The sequence below is a fragment of the Pantoea sp. SIMBA_079 genome, from assembly GCF_046940275.1.
In the GTDB taxonomy this organism is placed as follows: domain Bacteria; phylum Pseudomonadota; class Gammaproteobacteria; order Enterobacterales; family Enterobacteriaceae; genus Pantoea; species Pantoea borealis.
Genome location: NZ_JAWRYR010000697.1, coordinates 1 through 249 on the forward strand (window position 1 = coordinate 1; position 249 = coordinate 249).

1 protein-coding gene is annotated in these 249 nt (G+C 62.7%); it reads right to left on the minus strand.

Features of this window, described 5'->3' with window-relative positions; genetic code table 11:
* On the minus strand, positions 1–249 hold a 249-nt coding region (locus SB719_RS21750; protein ID WP_412159973.1), incomplete at both ends, for a winged helix-turn-helix domain-containing protein.

Sequence of the window (249 nt, forward strand, 5' to 3'; positions counted from 1 at the left end):
GGATCGGCTCGGCATCACCCGCTACCTGGCGCAATTTGGCGCGCAGGCTCTTGATATGGCTGTCGATGGTGCGCTCATAGCCCACATCGGAGGCCACGCCCAAAGCGTCGAGCAACTGTTCGCGGCTGAACACCCGCTGTGGTTGTTCGAGCAGACATTGCAGCAGGCGGAACTCATGCCGGGTCAGCGTGAGGGGCTGGCTGCGGTAGGTGATCTGCATGCGCAGGGTGTCGAGCTGGAACAAGGAGG